The organism is Methylococcus capsulatus (assembly GCF_036864975.1).
In the GTDB taxonomy this organism is placed as follows: Bacteria; Pseudomonadota; Gammaproteobacteria; order Methylococcales; family Methylococcaceae; genus Methylococcus.
On the sequence record NZ_CP104311.1, the window covers coordinates 441601 to 455005 of the forward strand.

Below are 13405 nucleotides of genomic sequence, written 5' to 3' on the forward strand. Positions count from 1 at the left end.
CATCCGACCGTCCCCATGCGTCCTTTAACTTCCCGCGCAGCACTCATCTTAGCCCTTTTGTTCTTGGCCGAAAAAGTTGTGACTGCCGCGGTCGCACCTCCGGCGGCCTCCCAGCAGCGCTGTGTCGCCGCACTCCAGAAAGCCGGGGCAGGTGTGGCCGGCGCGGCGGCCCGCGCTGCACTCCAGTGCGTTAAAGCCTCGGTAGAGGGAAAGCTCGCGGCAGACGGAATCGGCGCATGCCTTGCCGCCCGGACCCCCGAGATCGAGCACGCCAGGGGCAAAACCCTCGCCGCCGCGGCACGGGAATGCAGCGAGGTGCCGGCATTCGGTCCGGCGAATCCGGAGGACGTCAACGCCGCATTTTCCGAGGCATCTGACATGACCGCCCTGTTCGGCGCCGAGCTTGCCGACGTGCTGGAATCGGGCGGCGACCACGCCACGGCGCGCTGCCAACTGACACTCGCGCAGTCTTTCGCCGCCTTCGTCAGGACCGAGCTGGCCGAGTACCACCGCTGCGTCCGAAAACGCCTGAAGCGGAACCAGGCGAGTACGGCGGCCGATCTGGAAGCCTGCCTGGGTGCCGATTCCCCGCGCCTGCGGAAACTGGAACGAAATGCCATGGACCGCGTTGCCCGCCGCTGTGAAGGGGTCGCCGGGCGCATCGCCTTCCCCAGCCTCTGCGCCAGCCTGCCCGACGGAGAGCCCGGCGCCTGCCTGATCGCTGAGGCCCATTGCAGCGCCTGCACCGCAGTCAAGCAAGCCGACCGCCTGTCCGCCGACTGCCGCAAACGCGGCAACTATTTTGCGGCCCCCTATTGCGACAGCCGTCCGCAGCGTCATTGGTCAGTCGCGCGGCAATGGAACGAGGAAATCCTGGATGCCATCCGGCTGGACAATCCCCGTCCCGGCGTCCACGCACGCAACCTTTTCCATCTCTCGCTCGCGATGTACGACGCGTGGACGGCCTATGGCGGCGAGTCAAAGCCTTATCTCACGGCTGAACATCCCGCATCCACGGATATCGAGCATGACCGCAGAATCGCCATCAGCTATGCGGCCTACCGGCTCCTGTCCCGGCGCTACTCGGAAAAACTCGCCCTGGGCTCTGTGACTTCGCAGGCCCGCTTCGATTCCCGCATGGCCAGGCTGGGCCTGGACCCCGGCTTTACCGACACCGCCGGAAACACGCCCGCCGCGCTGGGAAACCGGATCGCCGCGGCGGTGCTCGCCTTCGGCGACCGGGACGGCGCCGGCGAAGCCGCCAACTACCAGGACCTCACCTATACGCCGGTGAACAAGCCCTTGATCGTGAAGCTGCCGGGGATAGACCTCACCGATCCCTCGGACCCCGGCTACCACCTCGATCCCAATCGCTGGCAGCCGCTTGCCCTGGACAAGACCGTTTCCCAGAACGGAATTCCGTTGCCCGGCAAGGTCCAGACGTTCATCGGATCACAATGGGGCGGAGTGATTCCCTTCGCCCTCCCGGATGCCGCCACGGCGGAAGCGCTTTACGATCCCGGCCCGCCGCCCCGGCTCGGCGGCGAGGGAGATGCGGAATACAAGGCGCAGGCGCTCCGCGTGATCGAGCTGGCCAGCCAACTGGCGGCGGACGACGGGGCGACGATGGACATCTCGCCCGCGTCCCTCGGCAACAACCCGCTTGGCTCGAACGAGGGGACGGGCCATCCCGTCAATCCGGCGACCGGCCAGCCCTACACGCCGCAGGTCGTCCCGCGCGGCGATTTCGGACGATTGGTTGCTGAATTCTGGGCGGACGGACCGCATTCGGAGACCCCGCCCGGCCACTGGAACGCCATCGCCAATGCCGTTGCGGACTCGCCCGGGTTCCCACGCCGTATCGGCGGCGCCGGCCCGGAACTCGACCCGCTGGAATGGGACGTGAAGACCTATTTCGCCCTCAACGGCGCGCTTCATGACGCCGCCATCGCCTGCTGGGGCAGCAAGCGGAAGTACGACGGCGTGCGCCCGATCACCATGATCCGCTATATGGCCAAGAAGGGTCAGTCGTCCGACCCGTCCCTGCCCTCCTACAGCCCGCAGGGACTGCCGCTCAAGCCCGGCCTGGTCGAACTCATCACCCCGGAAACCGCGGCTCCGGGCGGACGTCATGCGGAACTGGTCTCCGCCGAAACCGGCGGCAGGATCGGCGACGTCGCCGTGCTGTCATGGCCGGGCAGCCCGCCCGATCCCCAAACCCAGGTCAGCGGGGTGCACTGGGTCCTGGGCACCGCTTGGCTGCCTTATCAGCGCAGGACTTTCGTCACACCCGCCTTTCCCGGCTACATTTCGGGTCACAGCACCTTCAGCCGGGCAGCTGCCGAAGTGCTGGCGGCGCTTACCGGCAGCCCCTACTTTCCGGGGGGGCTGATGGAGTTCGCCGCACGAAAAGACAACTATCTCATCCACGAACGCGGACCTTCCGTCGACCTGCGGCTGCAATGGGCGAGCTACTTCGATGCCGCTGACCAGGCCGGGCAATCCAGACTGTGGGGCGGGATTCACGTCGAGGCGGATGACTTCGCCGGACGCAGGATAGGTCAACAGGTCGGCCGCAAAGCCTTCGCCAAGGCGATGGAATATTTCGGCGGAGCAGCAGACCGGTAGGCCCGCCCCAAACGGATGACACAGGCCGTTCCCCTAAACGAAACCGGGGTACCCCGCAAACCCGCCGTGGGGAGGGACCGATAGCCCGGAGAGACTATCCTCCCTGGCTGAGCAAGATTCGCTTCCCGCTCAAGGGGGTTGAAAATACAAAACCTTAGCGCTGAGCGGCGGGCAACGCCCGGCGGTCCGTATGGCATCTCGCCGGCCACCTCCGCAATATGCCTAATCTCCGCTTTCCGCAGGTCCGGCCGGAAAGCGGGGAAGCGGTTGAGAATCCGACTCCCCCATGCAAAACTGTATTCCTATCCCCTTCTTTTATTGGCGACCGCTAGAGCGATGGAAGCCCCGGAATTCTCTTTATCGCGACTTACCCACGCGCAAAAACTCGAACTCATGGAACGCCTCTGGGCGGATCTGACTCAAGCAGACCCGTCCTTCGATTCCCCCCATGGGCATGAGCCCATCCTGCGGGATCGTGAAGCGGCTTTGGCCGGGGGGACAATGGGCGTGTCCGATTGGGAAGAGGCCAAGGAAAGAATCCGCCGAAACGTCGCGTGCAAGTAAAAATTCTCGCCGCTGCCGCAAGCGATCTCGAAGAAGGGTATCGCTTCTAGGAGCGGCGTTCGCCGGGTCTGGGACCGTACTTTCTCGACTCGCTCTATGCGGATATCGACTCCCTGGTTTTTTACGGGGGCATGCATCGCATCGTGTTCGGCTATCACAGACTCATTGCCAAGCGATTTCCGTTTGCCGTCTATTATCGGCTTATCGAGGAAACCGTCCTGGTCATGGCGGTATTGGATTGTCGCCGCGATCCCAATTGGACAAGAAAGCGGCTCGCGCCGAACTGAGGCCGGGTCGTGCTACAAAAACCTGTAGTCCTAAATCCACCAGTTGCGGGGAGTATGAAAGGCCGCCAACCCTCATCCCTGGCCCTCTCCCGCGGGGAGAAGGGAGCAGAACCCCTCTCCCACTGGGAAAGGGGTAGGGGTGAGGGTGCAACCACGGGGGACTTGGGTTTGAAGTTGCTCACACTCATCCAGCTGCTTGTTCTAGGATTGCCGGCTGTTCCGTCTCGCGAATCGCAACGAAGGATGGGAGAAGCCGGCAAGACAAGCGGGGCATCACTGCCCCGCTATTGACCTGGAACCGAATCGCCTGTGGATTTTAACGCCCCGGCGCCCCCTTGAAGCTGGTCTCCAGGCTGTGGCAGGTGTCGCAGCCGATCGGCGTGCCGGCGGCCACTTTGACGACCTTGGCCTTGAACCCAGCCTTCTTCAGCTTCTTGGCGTCGAAGCCGCGGAAGTCGAATACCCGGTCCACCGGCGTCTTGGACAGACGCGTCCCTTTGTGATCATTGCCGTGGCAGGCGGCGCACTGATCTTCGCCATTCGCGCCCGCCATCTTGGCGTAGTCGTTGTGCCAGCCGCCGTAGGTCGTGCCGTCGCTGTTGGCGACGTCGCCTTCGGCCTGCTTCCACCAGTTCGGATCGTTGACCGGATGCATGTCGTGCGGTCCGCCCAGGATGCCTGGCTTGGCGTGGCCGCTGTACTGCCCGCCGTCCAGGTCTTCCAGCTTGGCGAACGAATCCGCCGTGTGGCAGACGTTACACTCCAGGATGGGACCGGTGTGGCCCTGAAGCTGCAGCGCGGTCACGTTCTCGTTGGCGCCGGGCTCCTTGATCGGCCAGATGGCATGGGTCGAGCCGTGGCAGGCCGCGCAGGGCACCTTGCCGTGGGTGTCCAGGCTCTTTCGGAACAAGGGCAGATCGTAGCTCTTGTCCACCCGGTTCATGTCCCAGTCGAGATAGTTGAACGCGATCTTTGCACTGTTGACGGCGAACCGCGGATTCTCCGGCAACAGCGGCGTGGCCGCGGGGTCGGCGGGATCGTAGGCCAGCTTGCGCACCGCTTCGTTTCCGTTGCCGGTATGGCAGGAGCCGCAGTTCGGCTGATCGAGGTAGTCGACCCGATGCACCGGAGTCGGATTGCCCTGTTCATCGAGCTTGGTGGGATCGACCAGTTCGCCCTTGGCGTTCCTCGGCTGGTCACCCTGAGCCTTCTTGGGGAAGACGTTCCCCACCGCCAGCATGTCGCCGTGGCAGTCCGCGCACTGGACCCCGGCGCTGTACATAGGGTCGTGATAGCCCTTCTGGCTGGCGCCCACGTGGCATTTCAGGCAGTTCTGCTCCATGGCCACCTTGTTGCCCTGCTTGTCCACGACCGGGAACAGCGAGTTGGGGTTGGTCTTGCCCGTCCCCTGGTCGTCCCACATCAGCGGCCGGCCCAGGGCATCGCGGATCACCTTGCCCTGGCCGTCCACCTGGATGCGGCCGTGGAAACGGTGTTCGGAAGGCCCGTATTCCAGTCCGTCCCAGTTGGTGGTGCCGTAGCCGCATTCGTTCAGATAGGCGGATTGGTGGCACCATTGGCAGGGTTCGGGCGCCTTGAACTGCTTGATGTAGCGCAGGCCGTTCTCCCAGGGGTGATCGTTCCCTTCGCCGGCGATGCCATCACCATCGGGGTCCCAGTCGTCCAGCAATGCGCCGGTGCGGTCCTCCAGCTCCATGAAGGCATGAATCGCGTACTGGTTCCAAAAGGCTTCACTCTCCTTTTCTTCCAGGCTCTTGGGGTTGGAATTCATGTAGTCGGGGAAATATTCCACTCGCGGATTCTGTTCTCCGGCCAGCAATACCTTGTTGCCGTAGCCATCGAAAACGGGATTGCCCGACGCGTCCTTTTTCTGCGGCCGCAGATAGCGTTTGACAGTGGGGTCGGCACCGATGCCGCCATAGACGTGGCATTCGCTGCAGCGCACATCCTTGGCGGTATTGAACGCGACGTCCGTGGCCGCGGCGGTCTGTCCGGTGGATTTGCTCCTGGCCTCCACCCGCATCACCGGGAAGGGATTGACCCGGCCCTGGTCATCCATGTCGGTCAAAGGTATTCCCAGTGCCAGGAAGGCCTGGGTATCCGCCTCGCGGGTCGGGAACGCCTGCGGCGTGTTGGCCTGGTAAGGATTGTCCTTACCCGGCATGAGACCGCCCTTGAAATTATCCTTGTCGGCAGGGTTGCCGGTCATCCGGGTCTCGAACTTGCCGGTGAGATAGCCTTCGTCCGGCACCGAATTGCGGGCCAGGTACCAGGTCCAGTCGGCACCTTGCCCCCACATGTCGGGAAAGGCAGCGTTCAATATCTTGGTGATGGTGGGCGGCTCCTTCCACAAGGGCGAAACCGTCGGCGTTTTCTCGTCAACCGTCCAGAACGGCTCGTAGCCTGCCGTGGTCTCCCAGCCTTCCTGGGCCTCCCACATGTCGGTCTTCCTGATCTGGGCCTGGCCGAAGGAAGAATCGACCGGATAGTTCCGGCTGGTGCTGTTGATGGAATCGGCCCCGACGGGATCGGCGGGATTCACCGCAGCCGAATAGAAGAGTTCATAGGCGTCCGCCTCGACGTTCAAGGGCTGGCGCGCCTTGGTGTACGCGATGGCATTGAGATGGAAGAAACCGGGCCAGGGGTTGCCCGCATCCAGGTTCATGACGCCCTGCCCCATCGCCGCGCTGTGCGCGAAAGGGAGGACCACGACGTCGCCGGCCTTGCCCTCCAGCTCGCTGCCAAATTTGGGGGCCGCCTGCACCGAGGCCGCCGCGAGGGACGCCGCTGCCGGCGGAGCGGCCGGCGCCTGGCCGACGCTGACGGCTATCGAATCTTCGCATCGGCGCCCCAATGCGTCGGTCGCCACGAAGCGGACCCGATAAATGCCATGATCGCGGACGAAAGTCGCGTGTTCGCCGACCGAGCCGGATTGGGCCAGTGTGCCGGCAGGGAAACCCATGGCACCGCCGCCGAAATCCCACTCGTACTTGAACGGTAAGGCAGCCGGGTCCTTGGCTGTGGCGGTGGCTTCGAAATGGGTCTCCACGCCGACCTGGACCACAGTACCCTGCCCCGGACTGACGATGCTGCAGACAGGCACGCCGGCGCAGGATTTGGGCGCCCCCTTCACCGGCTTGATCGCCTCGGTGTCGCCGGACTGAACCCTCACCGCGCAAGGGACGCCCGCCAAGTCCTGGCGGCTGAGCGTCAACGCGAAACTGCCGCCCTGGCCGCTGCCCAGGCGCCGGCCATTGATGTCGTAGATCTCGATGGCGCCACTGCCGCCCTTGGCCTTGCCGGCGATCGTCAGGGTGCCGGCCTTGTCCGACCAGGCCGCTTTGGCGACCTTGATCTTGGCCGCGGCCGAGACCGCTTGCGGCGCCAGCGCCACGGCCAGTGCGAGCAGCGGAACTCCGAAGAGGCGCCGGGCAGGATGCGTCTCCGTAGCAGGATGAGGGGTATTCATGGTTCCTCCGGGATTCTTGTTGTCGTGTGCGGCGCCGTGGCAAAGACGCGCAGCCGTAACGGAACGTGCAACAATCGAGCCAGCCAAAATACTCCATCAAAACATGGACAAGGGTGATCACGATTCCGCCGATCGCGCGATTTCACTGACCATGTGAGTCATTACGCGCACGAGATCGCCGGCAAGTCTGAGCGAGACTGGAGCTTTCGGACTGCGGTATCTGACGCAGAACTCAGGGCAGATCACACACACTGGAAACGGTCGCGCCCGTCCGCTCGATCTCGGCAAGGCCCTTGCCACGCCGTCGTGGGCCGGCAAGAGGAAGCGGCGGCCCGATTTGTGCTTCATTCTTGGGCGTTCCAGCAAACGCTCAACTCCCGGCCCCACGGGAAAGGAACGGCGCCATCCGGCACCGTTCCATTTCTCCGGTAGCCGCTGAACTCGCCCTTGCCGTAACATATCGTGTCGATCCCAATCAGCCCTTCATCCGAGGCCTTCCTCAAGCACATGAATTTTCAAGAGTTCTTCCATATGGGTGGCTACGCCGTCTACGTGTGGACTTCCTATGGCCTGTGTTTCGCCGTACTCGCCTTCAACCTGATCGCTCCGCTGCGCCGGAAAAACGAACTGCTGAAAAGCCTTCGCCGCCAGTTGAAGCCGGAGTCCCGCCGATGATGACGCCGCGGCAAAGACGTATGATGTGGGTGGCTCTGATGGTGGCGGGCGTCTCCCTCGCCGCTTTCTTCGCCCTCACGGCGTTCCAGAAGAATCTCCTTTATTTCTACACGCCCTCCCAGATCGCCTCCGGCGAAGCCCCGAAGGGTTATCCGTTCCGCCTCGGCGGGCTGGTGGTCAAGGACAGCGTGAAGCGTGAACCGGACAGCCTGACCGTGCGCTTCGAGGTGTCCGACGGCCCAAACGCGGTACCGGTGCTCTATACCGGCATTCTTCCCGACCTGTTCCGGGAGGGCCAGGGCATCATCGCCGTGGGCCAGATCGACGATGGCGGCACTTTCCAGGCGACCGAGGTGCTGGCCAAGCACGATGAGAATTACATGCCGCCCGAAGTCGCCGAATCCCTGAAGAAGAACGGCCAGCTCCCCGCCGACTACTCGGAGTACCAGAAAAAATGATCGCCGAACTCGGCCACATCGCCCTGATCATGGCCCTGCTGATGGCCCTGCTGCAGGGCACCTTCCCGCTGCTGGGCGCTTCGCGGGGCGTGGACATCTGGATGAGCGTCGCGAAACCCGCCGGACGCGCGCAGTTCCTGTTTCTGCTGGCATCCTTCGGCGCCCTGACCGCCTGCTTCGTCAACAACGATTTTTCGGTGGAATACGTCGCCCGCAACTCGAACTCGGCCCTGCCGCTCTACTACCGCATTACCGCGGTATGGGGCTCGCATGAGGGGTCGATGCTGCTGTGGGCCACGATCCTCGGACTCTGGACGGCTGCGGTGACGGTGTTCAGCCGTAGCCTGTCGGACGACTTTCTGGCCCGGGTGCTGGGCGTCATGGGGCTGGTGAGCGTCGGCATCCTGCTGTTCATCCTGTTCACCTCGAACCCGTTCGAGCGGCTGGTGCCGGTGCCACCCGACGGCAACGACCTGAATCCGCTGCTGCAGGATTTCGGCATGACGGTGCATCCGCCCATGCTGTACATGGGCTACGTGGGACTGAGCGTAGCCTTCGCCTTCGCCATCGCCGCCCTGCTGGGCGGCTCGCTGGACTCGGCCTGGGCGCGCTGGTCACGGCCCTGGACCCTGGTGGCCTGGCTGTTCCTGACCGGCGGCATCATCCTCGGTTCCTGGTGGGCCTATTACGAACTGGGTTGGGGCGGCTGGTGGTTCTGGGACCCGGTGGAAAACGCCTCCTTCATGCCTTGGCTGGTCGCCACCGCGCTGATCCACTCACTGGCCGTCACCGAGAAGCGCGGCGCCTTCAAGGCCTGGACCGTGCTGCTGGCGATCTTCGCCTTTTCGCTGAGCCTGCTGGGTACCTTCCTGGTCCGCTCCGGCGTGCTGACTTCCGTGCACGCCTTCGCTTCCGACCCCACCCGCGGCCTGTTCATCCTGATCCTGCTGGCCATTGTGGTGGGCGGTTCGTTGCTGCTGTACACCCTGAAGGCGCCGGCCGTCCGCGATGTGGCGCGCTATAGCCTGGTGTCCAAGGAAAATCTGCTGCTGCTCAACAACATCCTGCTGGTGACCGCTTCCGGCAGCATCCTGCTCGGCACCCTTTATCCGCTGATCCTGGACGCGCTGAAGCTGGGCAAGATTTCGGTCGGCCCGCCGTATTTCGGCACGGTGTTCGCCCCGCTGATGGCGCCGATCTTCCTGCTCGCCGGTATCGGTCCGATGTTCGCCTGGCGGGAGAGCTCGATCGGGCGCGTGCTGCACCGGGTCCGCCACCTGTTCCCGGCGAGCTTCGCGGCCGGCATCGCGCTCGCCGCCCTGGTCTGGGACGAGGCCGATTTCAAGATGATGGCCGGGCTGGGCTGCGCGTTCTGGCTGGCGGCGAGCGCCTGCCTCAGCCTCTGGACCCGGATCCGGCTGCGCGACGGCTGGCTCGAAGGACTGCGCGCCCAGTCGCCCAGCGTCTACGGAATGACCGCCGCGCATCTCGGCATCGCGGTGTTCCTGGTGGGCGCCGTACTGTCCGACCGCCTGAGCCAGGAAAAGCTGGTGCGCATGGCGCCTGGCGACAGCGTGATGCTGGCCGGCTACACCTTCCACTTCCTCGGCACGGAGACCGTGCAGGGGCCGAACTTCTCGGCCCGGCAGGCCACTTTCCGGGTGGAGCGGAACGGCGAAAGCCTGGAACTCCGGCCCCAGAAGCGGAATTACAAGGTGCAGCGCAACATGATGACCGAAGCTGCGATAGACCCCGGTCTATCCCGCGATCTCTATGTCGCCCTCGGCGAGCCCCTGGACACGAATGCCTGGAGCGTGCGGCTCTACGTCAAACCGTTCATCCGCTGGATTTGGGCGGGCGGCCTATTCATGATCGCCGGGGGCATCCTCTCCGTCAGCGACCGGCGCTACCGCCTGCCGCTGCGCGAGGCCCGCGTCGCTCCCGGCCCCGCAGCGGCCCGTGCAACCTGATTCTTTATCGAACGCTACCCGACGGTGACATCACGCATGCGTTTCGCCATTCCTCTCGTCATTTTCCTCCTGCTGGTCGTGCTGCTGGGCGTGGGCCTGACCCTGGACCCGCGCGAAGTGCCTTCCCCTCTCATCGGCAAGCCGGCTCCGGCGTTCTCACTGCCGGAAGTGGCCGCGGCCGACCGCACTCTGAGCCTGGAGCAGCTCAAGGGCCAGGTGTTCCTGCTCAACGTGTGGGCGTCCTGGTGCGTCTCCTGCCGCCAGGAACATCCCGTGCTGGTGGACTTCGCCAAGCGCGGCATCGTCCCGATCTACGGCCTCAACTATAAAGACAGCCGCGACGACGCCCTGGCCTGGCTGAAACGCTTTGGCGATCCCTACCGGGCCAGCATTTTCGACGAGGACGGTAAGACGGGTATCGACTGGGGGGTATATGGCGTGCCGGAAACCTTCCTGGTCGACAAGCATGGTGTGATCCGCTATAAGCAGACCGGCCCGGTGACTCCCGAAGATCTCGAAAACAAGATACTGCCGCTGATCCGCGACCTGCAGGGCGCCGCATGAAACGACTGATTCTTTGCCTCTGCGGCCTCCTGGCCATTCCCGCCGCGGATGCCATGGAAATCCGCCAGTTCGACGATCCGGCCAAAGAAGAACGCTACGAAACGCTCATCAAGGACTTGCGCTGCCTGGTCTGCCAGAACCAGTCGCTGGCCGAATCCGACGCCGAACTGGCCAAAGACCTGCGCACCGAGGTTTACAACATCATCCAGAGCGGCAAGTCGAGCGAGGAAGCTGTGCAGTTCCTGACCGACCGCTACGGTGACTTCGTGCTCTACCGCCCACCGTTCAAGCGCGTCACGCTGTTGCTCTGGCTCGGGCCGTTCCTGCTGTTGGCCGGCGGCACCGCCTTCCTGTGGAAGCAGGCCAGGCGGCGCGCCGCGGCCGTGCGTCAGGAAGAAGCGCTCTCCGCGGAAGAACGCCGCCGCCTCCAGCAGTTGAAAGACCGATTCCAGGGGTAAACACATGACATCGTTTTGGGTGCTGGCGACGACCTTGCTGCTGGCCGGCTATGCCTTTTTCCTTCCCGCCCTGCTCGGACAGAAATCCGCCGCCGGCGTGGACCGCGCGCGGCTCAACTGGCTGATCAACCGGCAGAAGCGGGAAGAACTCGCGGCCGAGACGGGCGACGACCGGGCAGCGGAACGACTCAGCGAGGAATTCGACCGCGACCTCCTGGCCGACCTCGCCGTCAGCGAAACTGCCCCCCCTCGGCAGGCGCCGGAGACCGGGAAAACCGCCGTCATCGTCGTGCTCACAGCGTTGCCGTTGGCGATCCTGGCGCTGTATGGAGGGCTGGGCCGGATGGACCTGGCCGCCCGCCCGGCCGTCGTCGCCGCAGAGCCGGCCATGGCCGCCGGAGATTTACAGGCCAGGATCGAGCAGCTCTCCAAACGCCTCCAGCAGCAGCCCAACGATCTGGACGGCTGGCTCTTGCTCGGCCGCTCGCTGCTGGCGGTCCAGCAGATGGACAAGGCCGTGCAGGCCTACGAATTCGCGATGAAGCTGGCACCCGATAATCCCGATGTGCAGGCGCTCTACGCCCAAGCGCTCGGGGAGGCGAACCAGGGCAGCCTCGCAGGCAAGCCCACCGAAATCATCGAGGGCGTCCTGCAGCACAATCCGGATCACATGCACAGCCTCTGGCTGGCCGGCCTCGCCGCCGTGGAGCGGGAGGACAAGCCCAAGGCTCTGGAATATTGGAAGAAACTCCGATCGCTCCTGCCGGCGGACGGCGAGCAGACCCGGCAACTGGATGGCTACATCGCCGAACTGGAGGGCACGGCACCGCCCCAGGTCAAGGCGGACATGGCTCCCGCAGCCGCCGGAGCGGGCAAGAGCATCCGGGTGAAAGTCACCCTCGACGACAAGCTGAAAGGGCGGGCGGGACCCAACGACGTCGTCTTCGTCTTCGCCCGCGCGGCGGAAGGGCCGCCCATGCCGCTAGCCATCAGCCGCAAGAAGGTCAGCGACCTGCCGGCCGAAATCACACTGAACGACGGCATGGCGATGGCGCCCGGCATGAAGCTGTCGTCCTTCCCGCGTATCGTCATCGGCGCCCGCATCTCCAAGACCGGTAACGCCATGCCTTCCCCCGGCGATCTGCAGGGACTGACCTCCCCGCTGGAGGCACAGGATGGCGGCAGCTATTCGGTGGAAATCGGCCAGGTCGTGAACTGACGGCAGCGCCGCCGATAAGCTATATTGACGGCTACGGCGGAGGTCGGTTCACCCGCCCGCCGTCTTGCATGCCGTCATTGCATTTTCCGACATCGTCGCCGGGAGAGAATAACAACATGAACACGAAGCGCGGCCTAGCCGTCACCCTGGTCCTGATCGCCACCCTGGCAAGCGGGTGCGCCAGCATCCGCGCCCGCACCGACGTGTTGCCCAGGAAGGGCTGGACCGTCTACCCCGGCGCACAGCAAGGAATGAAGGACATCGACGCGGCCGTCAACGGCAAACTACCCTATCCCGCCTGGATGCATGCGCTGCTGTTCCCTGCTTTCGTGCTGGACTTGCCGGTAGGTGTCGTGTTCGATACCCTCGCCCTGCCGTACGACTTTTACCGCATCCAGCACCCGGAAGACTTTCCCGGGAGAAAGCGCAAGTGATTCCCGTGGCGGCATGGGATACACTCCGGCCATGCCGACCCGCCATTCCTTAACTGTGTTCCTCGTCCTTTCGGCCGCGCTGGCGCTCGGCTCCGCCGTCTCAGCCTACGTGCGCCCACCGGAAATCCCCGAGGGGCACGCCGATACCTCCGGGCAGTTTCTGGTCGCGCATCCGAAAATGCCGGCGAACATCTTCGCGCACAGCGTCATCTACGTCGTGAGCCACAACGAGGGCGGCGCCATGGGCCTCATCGTCAACCGCCTCGCCGGAGCGGGTCCTTTGGGAAAATTGCTGGAAGCCTTTGGGCTCAAATCGAATGAACAGCGCCAAATCAAACTGTATCTCGGCGGCCCTGTGGGAATCGGGCAAGGCTTCGTGCTCCATTCGGACGATTACGCGGGCGCCAGCACACGCCTGCTGAAAAAGGGGCTGTTCCTGTCGACCGGACTGGATGTCTTGGAAGCCATCGCGCGCGGCCGCGGCCCGCGGCAGGTGCGCATGCTGTTCGGCTATGCCGGCTGGTCGCCAGGCCAGTTGGATAGCGAAATCGCCCGGGGCGACTGGCTGCTCGCACCCGCCGACATTTCCCTGATTTTCTCCGAGGAGACAGACAAAGTCTGGGAAGAGGCGCTCAAGCACGCCGGCATGGCCCTGTAA

The 13405-nt window shown here is 64.3% G+C and carries 11 protein-coding genes; 10 read left to right on the plus strand and 1 reads right to left on the minus strand.

Annotated features, from left to right (window positions below):
* The first annotated feature begins 78 nt into the window (after positions 1-78).
* Entirely contained in the window at positions 79-2628 is a 2550-nt protein-coding gene (locus N4J17_RS01990; protein WP_277458140.1) for a vanadium-dependent haloperoxidase, read from the plus strand.
* A gap of 393 nt (positions 2629-3021) precedes the next feature.
* Positions 3022-3192, plus strand: a complete 171-nt coding sequence (locus tag N4J17_RS16550) for an addiction module protein (protein ID WP_425326316.1) — start codon at positions 3022-3024, stop codon at positions 3190-3192.
* A gap of 603 nt (positions 3193-3795) precedes the next feature.
* Here the strand turns inward: N4J17_RS16550 and N4J17_RS01995 are convergent.
* Complete coding sequence (locus tag N4J17_RS01995; RefSeq protein WP_198322239.1) at positions 3796-6969, minus strand: cytochrome c3 family protein; 3174 nt, start codon at positions 6967-6969, stop codon at positions 3796-3798.
* A gap of 507 nt (positions 6970-7476) precedes the next feature.
* Between N4J17_RS01995 and ccmD the strand changes: the two genes are divergently transcribed.
* The 8 genes from ccmD (at position 7477) to N4J17_RS02035 (ending at position 13405) form a co-directional block, all read left to right on the plus strand.
* On the plus strand, positions 7477-7644 hold the full coding sequence (gene ccmD / locus N4J17_RS02000; protein WP_198322240.1) for a heme exporter protein CcmD: 168 nt from the start codon (positions 7477-7479) through the stop codon (positions 7642-7644).
* Positions 7641-8102, plus strand: a complete 462-nt coding sequence (gene ccmE / locus N4J17_RS02005; protein WP_198322241.1) for a cytochrome c maturation protein CcmE — start codon at positions 7641-7643, stop codon at positions 8100-8102. Before ccmD ends, ccmE begins: the two co-directional genes overlap by 4 nt.
* Complete coding sequence (locus N4J17_RS02010; protein WP_198322242.1) at positions 8099-10072, plus strand: heme lyase CcmF/NrfE family subunit; 1974 nt, start codon at positions 8099-8101, stop codon at positions 10070-10072. The genes ccmE and N4J17_RS02010 overlap by 4 nt, the downstream gene beginning before the upstream one ends.
* A 36-nt stretch (positions 10073-10108) precedes the next feature.
* Positions 10109-10636, plus strand: coding sequence for a DsbE family thiol:disulfide interchange protein (locus N4J17_RS02015; RefSeq protein WP_198322381.1), 528 nt, complete (start codon positions 10109-10111; stop codon positions 10634-10636).
* Positions 10633-11094 (plus strand): cytochrome c-type biogenesis protein, encoded by a 462-nt coding sequence (locus N4J17_RS02020; protein ID WP_198322243.1) that lies wholly within the window; start codon positions 10633-10635, stop codon positions 11092-11094. Before N4J17_RS02015 ends, N4J17_RS02020 begins: the two co-directional genes overlap by 4 nt.
* A gap of 4 nt (positions 11095-11098) precedes the next feature.
* A complete protein-coding gene (gene ccmI, locus N4J17_RS02025) occupies positions 11099-12313 on the plus strand; it encodes a c-type cytochrome biogenesis protein CcmI (RefSeq protein WP_198322244.1) in 1215 nt (404 codons plus the stop codon).
* 116 nt (positions 12314-12429) lie between these two features.
* Positions 12430-12747 (plus strand): YceK/YidQ family lipoprotein, encoded by a 318-nt coding sequence (locus N4J17_RS02030; RefSeq protein WP_198322245.1) that lies wholly within the window; start codon positions 12430-12432, stop codon positions 12745-12747.
* Between the two features lie 31 nt (positions 12748-12778).
* A complete protein-coding gene (locus N4J17_RS02035) occupies positions 12779-13405 on the plus strand; it encodes a YqgE/AlgH family protein (RefSeq protein ID WP_232470322.1) in 627 nt (208 codons plus the stop codon).

What these genes read in the sequence shown, in the direction of transcription:
- N4J17_RS16550 (WP_425326316.1), top strand. Translation starts at nt 3,022, where the DNA reads ATGGAACGCCTCTGGGCGGATCTGACTCAAGCAGACCCGTCCTTCGAT.
- N4J17_RS01995 (WP_198322239.1), bottom strand. Translation starts at nt 6,969, where the DNA reads ATGAATACCCCTCATCCTGCTACGGAGACGCATCCTGCCCGGCGCCTC.
- ccmD (WP_198322240.1), top strand. Translation starts at nt 7,477, where the DNA reads ATGAATTTTCAAGAGTTCTTCCATATGGGTGGCTACGCCGTCTACGTG.
- ccmE (WP_198322241.1), top strand. Translation starts at nt 7,641, where the DNA reads ATGATGACGCCGCGGCAAAGACGTATGATGTGGGTGGCTCTGATGGTG.
- N4J17_RS02010 (WP_198322242.1), top strand. Translation starts at nt 8,099, where the DNA reads ATGATCGCCGAACTCGGCCACATCGCCCTGATCATGGCCCTGCTGATG.
- N4J17_RS02015 (WP_198322381.1), top strand. Translation starts at nt 10,109, where the DNA reads ATGCGTTTCGCCATTCCTCTCGTCATTTTCCTCCTGCTGGTCGTGCTG.
- N4J17_RS02020 (WP_198322243.1), top strand. Translation starts at nt 10,633, where the DNA reads ATGAAACGACTGATTCTTTGCCTCTGCGGCCTCCTGGCCATTCCCGCC.
- ccmI (WP_198322244.1), top strand. Translation starts at nt 11,099, where the DNA reads ATGACATCGTTTTGGGTGCTGGCGACGACCTTGCTGCTGGCCGGCTAT.
- N4J17_RS02030 (WP_198322245.1), top strand. Translation starts at nt 12,430, where the DNA reads ATGAACACGAAGCGCGGCCTAGCCGTCACCCTGGTCCTGATCGCCACC.
- N4J17_RS02035 (WP_232470322.1), top strand. Translation starts at nt 12,779, where the DNA reads ATGCCGACCCGCCATTCCTTAACTGTGTTCCTCGTCCTTTCGGCCGCG.